Source organism: Nocardioides sp. P5_C9_2 (genome assembly GCF_054049555.1).
In genome coordinates this window covers 1-7936 of sequence record NZ_JBFUMD010000140.1, presented here as the reverse complement: position 1 = coordinate 7936, position 7936 = coordinate 1, and the positions used below count along the sequence as shown (strand labels likewise).

9 protein-coding genes are annotated in these 7936 nt (G+C 73.0%); 4 read left to right on the top strand and 5 right to left on the bottom strand.

Annotation, left to right across the window (positions count from 1 at the left end; genetic code table 11):
- Nucleotides 1-94: 94 nt before the first annotated feature.
- The 3 genes from ACXJKL_RS09155 to ACXJKL_RS09145 are packed head-to-tail and all read right to left on the bottom strand — an operon-like array spanning nt 95 to nt 2494.
- On the bottom strand, nt 95-601 hold the full coding sequence (locus ACXJKL_RS09155; RefSeq protein WP_457206755.1) for a low molecular weight protein-tyrosine-phosphatase: 507 nt from the start codon (nt 599-601) through the stop codon (nt 95-97).
- Nucleotides 601-972, bottom strand: coding sequence for a phage holin family protein (locus tag ACXJKL_RS09150; protein WP_457206754.1), 372 nt, complete (start codon nt 970-972; stop codon nt 601-603). The genes ACXJKL_RS09155 and ACXJKL_RS09150 overlap by 1 nt, the downstream gene beginning before the upstream one ends.
- 43 nt (nt 973-1015) lie before the next feature.
- Complete coding sequence (locus ACXJKL_RS09145; protein WP_457206753.1) at nt 1016-2494, bottom strand: carotenoid oxygenase family protein; 1479 nt, start codon at nt 2492-2494, stop codon at nt 1016-1018.
- Nucleotides 2495-2573: 79 nt separating this feature from the next.
- Between ACXJKL_RS09145 and ACXJKL_RS09140 the strand changes: the two genes are divergently transcribed.
- Genes ACXJKL_RS09140 through hisC form a run of 3 tightly spaced genes read left to right on the top strand, consistent with a single transcriptional unit; the run spans nt 2574 to nt 4863 of the window.
- Complete coding sequence (locus ACXJKL_RS09140; RefSeq protein ID WP_457206752.1) at nt 2574-3182, top strand: TetR/AcrR family transcriptional regulator; 609 nt, start codon at nt 2574-2576, stop codon at nt 3180-3182.
- A gap of 9 nt (nt 3183-3191) precedes the next feature.
- A complete protein-coding gene (locus tag ACXJKL_RS09135) occupies nt 3192-3761 on the top strand; it encodes a VanZ family protein (RefSeq protein WP_457206751.1) in 570 nt (189 codons plus the stop codon).
- A 10-nt stretch (nt 3762-3771) separates the two neighbouring features.
- The gene (gene hisC / locus ACXJKL_RS09130) at nt 3772-4863 is read left to right on the top strand and encodes a histidinol-phosphate transaminase (RefSeq protein ID WP_457206750.1); all 1092 of its coding nucleotides are present in this window, start codon (nt 3772-3774) and stop codon (nt 4861-4863) included.
- An 18-nt stretch (nt 4864-4881) separates the two neighbouring features.
- Here hisC and ACXJKL_RS09125 read toward each other — a convergent pair whose 3' ends face one another.
- Nucleotides 4882-6195, bottom strand: a complete 1314-nt coding sequence (locus ACXJKL_RS09125) for an MFS transporter (protein WP_457206749.1) — start codon at nt 6193-6195, stop codon at nt 4882-4884.
- A complete protein-coding gene (locus ACXJKL_RS09120; RefSeq protein ID WP_457206748.1) occupies nt 6192-6752 on the bottom strand; it encodes an ArsR/SmtB family transcription factor in 561 nt (186 codons plus the stop codon). Before ACXJKL_RS09120 ends, ACXJKL_RS09125 begins: the two co-directional genes overlap by 4 nt.
- 121 nt (nt 6753-6873) lie before the next feature.
- On the opposite strand from ACXJKL_RS09120, the gene ACXJKL_RS09115 reads away from it, so the two are divergent.
- The gene (locus tag ACXJKL_RS09115) at nt 6874-7833 is read left to right on the top strand and encodes a glutathione S-transferase C-terminal domain-containing protein (RefSeq protein ID WP_457206747.1); all 960 of its coding nucleotides are present in this window, start codon (nt 6874-6876) and stop codon (nt 7831-7833) included.
- The last annotated feature ends 103 nt before the right edge of the window (nt 7834-7936 follow it).

Sequence of the window (7936 nt, the reverse complement as noted above, 5' to 3'; positions counted from 1 at the left end):
GCCGTGGAGATGTCACCCCCGGCCACCGGTGCCGTGGCCGCCACGGCAGCGCCGAGGAGCTCCTCGGCGCGGCGGGCGACCAGTGGCTGGCGGGTCATCGGGCGGGGACGTCCGTCCGGTCCCGGCGCTGCAGCGCGGCGACGATCGCGGCACTCGTGCGTTCCACCATCGCCAGCACCTCCCCGAATCCGTCGTCACCACCGTAGTACGGGTCCGGTACCTCCCCGCCCCGGTCGACGGGGTCGAAGTCGCGGAACAGGCCGACCCGCTCGTGCCGGCCGACGTCGGCCAGGTTGGCCCGGTCCATCACCAGGACGACGTCGTGGGTGGCCAGCCAGCCGTCGTCGTACTGCCGGGCGCGGTGGGCCGACGGGTCGTAGCCCTCGCCCACCAGCGCGGTCGCGGCACGCGGGTCCATCGGACGGCCCACGTGCCAGCCGCCGGTGCCGGCGCTGCTGACCTCGACCTCGCCGGCCAGGCCGGCCCGGTCGAGGTGGTCGTCCAGCACGACGTGGGCCATCGGGGAGCGGCAGATGTTGCCGAGGCACACGAGGGCGATCCGGTACGGCCCGTCGGTGTGCTGGGCGGGCAGGCGGTCCATCACTCGTCGCTCACCACCGCGTCGATCGCCCACGTCGAGAGGGTGATGACCACCGAGCCCAGCATCGCCGTCCAGAAGCCGTCGACGGTGAAGCCGAGGTCGAAGGCGTCGGCGAGGCGGGCGGTGAGCAGCAGCATCAGGGCGTTGATGACCAGGAGCAGCAGGCCCAGGGTCAGCAGGATGAAGGGGAGGGAGAGCAGGGTGATCACGGGCTTGACGAAGGTGGTCACCAGGCCGAGGATCAGCGCGACGCCCAGCAGCGGGACGACCTTGTCCTGCCAGTCGGCGCCGTCGAAGGAGATGCCGTCGAGGAGCCACGCCGCGACGGCGACGGCCCCTGCGGTGGTCAGCAGCCAGATCACGAACCTCATGACCGCCAGCGTAGGGGCCGGGGTGGAGCCCGGCCCCTACCGCTCAGGCGGGCGTGGGTGYCCAGTTGCCGTGGAACCCTGCAGGCACCCGCCCGGGGAGGTGCACGGCCGCGACGTCCTCGAGCGACGCCGCGTCGAGGACCCGGAGGTGGGACCGGCCCGCGGCCGCGTCGAAGACGTAGCCCAGGAGCACCCCGTCGCCCTCCGCCGAGCTCCCCGGGGTCGGGACGAAGCAGAACTCGCTGGCCTCGAGGCCGGCGCCCAGCCGGCGTGCGTCGGTGCGCCCCGCCTCCAGGTCGTGGCGCAGCACGGTGTCGCCGGTGAGCCCCTTGTCGAACCCGATCGCCCAGCCGTAGCGGTGCCGTCGCCCGGTCAGCCGCTCGTCGTGGCGCGGGAACTCCTGCCACCGCTGGTCGAAGCCCTCCTCGCGGGCCCGTCCGGTGGCCAGGTCGAGGGTGAGGCGCGTCAGCACGGCCGGACCCTCGTCCGGGCCGTCGAGGACGGTGGCGAACATCCGCGGGTGCTTCACCACGTCGACGACGACGGTGTCCCCCTCGTCGTACGCGTTGAGGGTGTGGAAGACGTAGCAGGGGTCGATGTCGAACCAGCGGATCGCGTCGCCGTCGGCGTCGCGGGGCAGGACGCCGACGCGGGCGGGGTAGTCGGGGTTCCAGCGGTAGGGCAGCGACGGCGAGCCGTCGGAGCCCCCCGCGCCCCGCGCGACCCGGGCGATCATCGGCTCGGGCACCGGGTTGCGGCCGATGACCCGGCCGAGCACGCCGCGCACGAACGGGCGCAGCACGCGCGGCACGTCCGAGGTGGCGGCCGCGAGGTCGAAGGTCACCGGGAGGTCGAGGACCACGACGTGATGCTCGGTGAGGGCGAAGTCGTGCATCATCGGGCTGCCGTGGACGGTGATGTCGACGCTGCGCCGGATCCGCCCCGACGTGTCGAGCACGGAGTAGTCGACGCGGTTGCCCCGCATCCAGCTGTAGGAGAGAGCATGCAGCTCGCCGGTGTCGGGATCCCCGTGCGGGTGGGCGGTGTAGCCCGGCAGGCCCGGGCCGCTGGGCAGGGTCCCCCCGAAGTCGCAGGGGCCCACGGTGTCGAGCTCGTGGGTCAGCTCGTACGGCGGGGACCCGCCCTCGACGAGGGCGAGCGTGCGCCCGGCGTGCTCGAGGACGTTGGTGTTGGCCGCGAAGTCCGGTCCGCCGGGCGTGCCCCTGACCGGCTCGCCCAGCGTGGTGGCGACGTCGGCGGAGCGCACCCAGCGGTTGCGGTACCACTGCGCCCGGCCGTCGCGCAGGTGCACGCCGTGCACCATCCCCTCGCCGAGGAACCAGTGGAAGTGAGGGCCCTGCTCGTGGATCGGGTTGGGCCCGATGCGGAGGTAGCGTCCGTCGAGGTGGGCGGGCAGCGTCCCTGAGACGTCCAGGTCGACGGCGGTGAGCTCCTCGGTGACGGGGGCGAAGTTGTCCTGGAGGTAGCGGCTGGTTGTCGGTGTGGTGTGGGTGAGGGTCATGACGGTCTCGGCTCGGGAGAGGTGGTCGGATAACACTGTTATCGATCGACCATAACGCCGTTATGGCAGGATGTCGAGAGTGAGCAGCGAGCCCTCCCCGACCTCGGCGGAGCCCCAACGCCGGCTCCTCGAGGAGGCCGCCCGGATCCTGGACGAGGAGGGTCCCTCCTCGTTGTCGGCGCGGCGGCTCGCGAGCGGCGCGGGGACCTCGACCATGGCGGTGTACACCCACTACGGCTCGATGGCAGGCGTGGTGGACGCGGTGGCCACGGAGGGCTTCCGGCGGCTCATCGAGCACGTCGACGCGGTGGGCCGCTCGGACGACACCCTCGACGACCTGAGGCGGATGGCGGGCGCCTACCGCGACAACGCCCTGGAGAACAGGCACCTCTTCGGTGTCATGTTCGGCGCGGTCAGCGTCGGCGGCTTCCACGGCCGCGGGGCCGACCCCGAGGTGTCGTCGGCGGCCTTCGACCAGATCGTCTCCGGCATCGCGCGCGCCATGGACGCCGGTGCGCTGCTCGCGGGCGACCCGCGCGTGGTGGCCGCCCAGTTCTGGAGCGCCCTGCACGGCTACGTGATGCTCGAGCTCGCGGGCATGGACCGGGTCGTCGACGACTCCGAGCGCACCGTGCTGTGGCCGATGCTGGCCCACCTGCTGGCCGCCCTCTCGCCCCCGCCTCGCTAGCCTCCTCGCGTGACGATCGGCGGGACGGGCGTGATGCTCCTGGGCTGCCTCGTCGCGCTGGCGGTCTTCGTCGGCCTCGCGCGGGTCCTGCGCGGGCGGCTCGGCCCGGTGACGGCCGTGGCGATCGCCGGCTTCTGCTGGACGGTGGTCTGCATCGGCATCCTCACCCTGATCCCCGCGGAGTGGGGGATCGGCGTGGTGCCGGTCGAGGAGGCCCAGACCACCTGCTCCCTCGACTACGGGGGCCCGGCCCCCGACGGCTTCTGGATCCTTCCCGGCAGCCAGCGGCTGCTCAACATCGCCGTCTTCGTGCCGGCGGGGGCGCTGTGGGTGCTCGCGGTCGCGCGCTGGCGCACCCGGTGGGTGCTGGCGCCGCTGGGGATCGCCGCGCTGGGGCTCTACTCGCTGTTCATCGAGACGGTGCAGCTCGCCGCGGCCCGCATCGGTCGCGCCTGCGACGTGACCGACATGGTCGACAACGTCGCGGGGGCCGTCCTGGGGGGACTCCTCGGCGTCCTGCTCGCGCTGCTGCTGCAGCCGTGGCGGCACCGTCGCCCGGCGGTCGTCGGCCGGCGCTAACCTGCTCGCCATGTCCACCGCGCCGTCCAGCCCCACGCCCCCCTCGGCCCGCCGCAACGTCGCGGAGATCCCGACGTACGTGCCCGGCAAGCCGCCCACGCCCCGCGAGGGCCTCACGACGTACAAGCTGTCGTCGAACGAGAACCCCTACCCGCCGCTGCCCGGCGTCGTGGAGGCCGCGACCCGCGCCGCGGAGGCGATGAACCGCTACCCCGACATGGGCAGCAGTGCGCTGTACGACGCCCTGTCGGCCCGGCTGGGCGTCCCGACCTCCGACCTCGCCGCGGCCACCGGGAGCGTGGCGCTGATCTACCAGCTCCTCAACGCCTTCTGCGACCCCGGCGACGAGGTCGTCTACGCGTGGCGCTCCTTCGAGGCCTACCCGATCGCGGCGACCGTCGCCGACGCCACCAGCGTCCGGGTGCCGGTGCTGGCCGGCGGTCGTCACGACCTCGACGCGATGGCGGCGGCGATCACCGAGCGGACCAAGGTCGTCATCGTCTGCACGCCCAACAACCCCACGGGCCCGGCGGTGTCGCAGTCCGACCTGGACGCCTTCCTGGCCCGGGTGCCGTCGCACGTGGTCGTGGTGGTCGACGAGGCCTACCTCGAGTTCGTGCGGATGGACGACGCGGTCGACGGGGTCGCGACGTACCGCGCCCACGCCAACGTGATCGTGACCCGCACGTTCTCCAAGGCCTACGGGCTGGCCGGGTTCCGGGTGGGCTACGCGATCGCCCAGGCCCCGCTCGCGGGGGCGTTGCGGGCGGTGTCGCTGCCGTTCGGCGTCTCCTCGGTGGCGCAGGCGGCGGCGATCGCGTCGTTGGAGGCCGAGCCCGAGCTGCTGGAGCGGGTCGACGCGCTCGTCGCCGAGCGTGCCCGGGTGGTGGCCGGGATCCGGGACGCCGGCTGGGAGATCCCCGACGCCCAGGGCAACTTCGTGTGGTTCGGCCTCGGCGAGCGGACGGGCGACTTCGCGGCCGCGGCGGACGAGGTCGGGATCGTGGTGCGTCCCTTCGCCGGAGAGGGTGCGCGGGTGACGATCGGGGAGACCGAGGCCAACGACCGGCTGCTCGAGCTGGCGCGGACCTTCCCGCGCTGAGGTTGTCGGGGTCCCCGCTCAGGCGGGGACCCCGACAGGGGGGTTCCGCGGCGCCCGGTCCATCGCCCGGAACGACGGCACCCGCGTCGGCGCCATGGTGGTGACGAAGTACGCCGCCCCCGCGAGCAGCAGTGCCGGTGAGAGCCCGAGCGCGGTGACGGCCACCCCGCCCAGCAGGCCGCCGAGCGGCATCAGCGACCAGCAGATCGCGGTGTTGAGCGACGAGACCCGGCCCATCAGCGGGGCCGGGATCCGCTCCAGGATGACCGCACCCAGGATCGGGTTGAGGAAGCCCGCCGCCGCGCCCGCCACGATCGTCACCGCGAAGACCGCCCACACCGGCGACTCGACGGCCATCACCACGAAGCGCGGGGCGCCCGCGACCAGGAACGCCACCACGTAGGTCCGGTAGCGCGGCAGCCGGTCGCCCCACCGGGCCGCGGCCAGTGCGCCCAGCACCGAGACGCCGCTGAAGGACGCGAACAGCGCCCCCAGCACCTCGACGCCGGCGCCGGACTCCTTCGCCCACACCGGGGCGAGCACCGTGACGTACGCCTGGTCGACCAGGTTGGTCACCGCGACCATCGCGCACACCGCGACCAGCACCGGCTCCGTCCGCAGGAAGTCCCAGCCCTGCCGCAGCTCGGTGAGGTACGACGTCGCGCCCCCGTCGTCCGTGCCGCTCCCGGTCCCGCGCTGGGCGGGCTGCGCGGGCTGCTCGGTCCGGGGCGCCGGACGTCCCATGCCGGTGGTCGACAGCGCGAAGACGGCGAACGAGACCAGGAAGGACGCGGCGTCGACGTACAGCGCGTTCGCGGCTCCCGTCGCGGCCACCAGGAGGCCGGCCAGGGCGGCGCCGACCATCGACGAGGTGCGCTCGACGGCGCCAGCCAGACCGGTCACGCGCTCGAGCGGCACGCCGGCGACGCGCGCGATCTCGGGCGTCATCGCTCCCTTGCCGGCGTCGCCCGGCCCGCGCAGGGCGCCCGCCAGGGCGACGAGCACCAGGAGCCCCGGGAAGGACAGCATCCCGAGGTGGTGCAGCAGCGGGATCGTGCCCACCACCAGCGCCGACCCGAGGTCGCAGGCCAGCGTCACCCGGCGCGGCCCGACCCGGTCCAGCAGGGGGCCGCCGAGCGCCTTGAAGATCACGAGGGGGGTGATCTCGGCCGCCGCGACGAGGCCGGTCTGGGTGGCCGACCCGGTGGTGGACAGGACGAACCACGGGATGGCGATCATCGAGACCCGGGTCCCGACCAGGGAGATGCCCTCCGCGGTGAGGCCGCCGACCAGGGGTGCGCGACGGTGCGCGACGGTCCCGGAGGTGCTCATGACTCCCCGCCGAGGGCGCCGGGGCGCGGGAAGGCGTTGAGGTTGACGGCGAACGGGGCGGCGCCGGGCTCGGCGGAGTCCCGGGCGTCCTCGATGACCCGGGTGAGGGCCTGGACCAGGGCGTCCGCATCGGCGGGCGTCAGGCGGATCTCCCAGTCGCTGAGGGTGCCGACCTGGCGCCACTCCTCGGGCAGGAACGCGCGCTCGGCGACCGCGGCGCGCAACCGGTCGCCGTACAGGAGGGCGACGGTGGCCAGGTAGGCCTCGACGTCCTCGTCGCTGGCCCCCTCCCGGTCGAAGTCGGTGCGGGTGGCGTCGTGCGCGGCCCGCCACCACCGGTCACGACCGGAGCCCCGGTCGGGGTCGTCCTCGATGAAGCCGTGCTGGGCGAGCTGGCGCAGGTGGTACGACGTGGCGCCGGTGTTGAGGCCCAGGCGCTGGGCCAGCGAGGTGGCGGTGGCCGGACCCTCGGTGCGGAGCAGGCCCAGCATCCGGAGCCGGACGGGGTGGCTCAGTGCGCGGAGACCCGCGATGTCGGGGGAGACGGAGGAGGCCATGGCACCACCCTAGAACTGCAAACAGTTCTATGCAAAGAGTTCGTTGCAAATACTTCTTTGCAATCTCGCTTCCCGCTGCATGACAGGATGGTTGAGACAGCAACGATCGGGGAGATGTGGCATGAGCGAGGCGACGTACACCTCGAAGGGCGAGCCCTTCGAGCGGGACATGGACTACATCAGCGACCGCATCCTCGCCGGGGACCGCTCGGCCGACCCCGAGGACCGTGGCCCGCAGGACGTCCCGGTCTGGCCGGTGGAGCCGGGTCGCTACCGCCTCGTCGCCGCCAAGGCGTGCCCCTGGGCCAACCGCACCATCATCGTCCGCAACCTGCTCGGGCTCGAGGACGTGATCTCGTGGGGTGCTCCCGGGCCGACCCACGACCAGCGCAGCTGGACCTTCGACCTCGACCCGGGCGGCCGGGACCCGGTGCTCGACATGACGCACCTGCAGGAGGCGTTCTTCAACCGGGTCCCCGACTACCCGAAGGGCATCACCGTCCCGGCGGTGGTCGACATCGAGACGCGGGCCGTGGTCTCCAACGACTTCCCGCAGATCACCCACGACCTGTTCTTCGAGTGGCGCGAGCACCACCGCCCCGACGCTCCCGACCTGTGGCCGGCCGCGGTCCGCGACGAGATGGAGACCGTGATGAAGCGGGTCTTCACCGAGGTCAACAACGGCGTCTACCGCTGCGGCTTCGCCGGCTCGCAGGAGGCGTACGACGACGCCTACGACCGTCTCTGGGTCGCGATGGACTGGCTCGAGGAACGGCTCGGTGACCGCCGCTACCTGATGGGTGAGCAGATCACCGAGGCCGACGTGCGGCTGTTCACCACGCTCGCCCGGTTCGACTCGGTCTACCACGGCCACTTCAAGTGCAACCGGGTCAAGCTGACCGAGATGCCGGCGCTGTGGGGCTACGCGCGCGACCTCTTCCAGACCCCGGGCTTCGGCGAGACGATCGACTTCGACCAGATCAAGCAGCACTACTACGTCGTGCACACCGACGTGAACCCCACCGGCATCGTGCCGCAGGGCCCCGACCCGGACGTCTGGCTGGAGCCGCACGGCCGCTGACCGGCCGCTGGAACGTGCCGTTCTCGGGGTAGTCCGTGACGGCTGGAGCCGCACGGCCGCTGACCGGCCGCTGGAACGTGCCGTTCTCGGGGTAGTCCGTGAC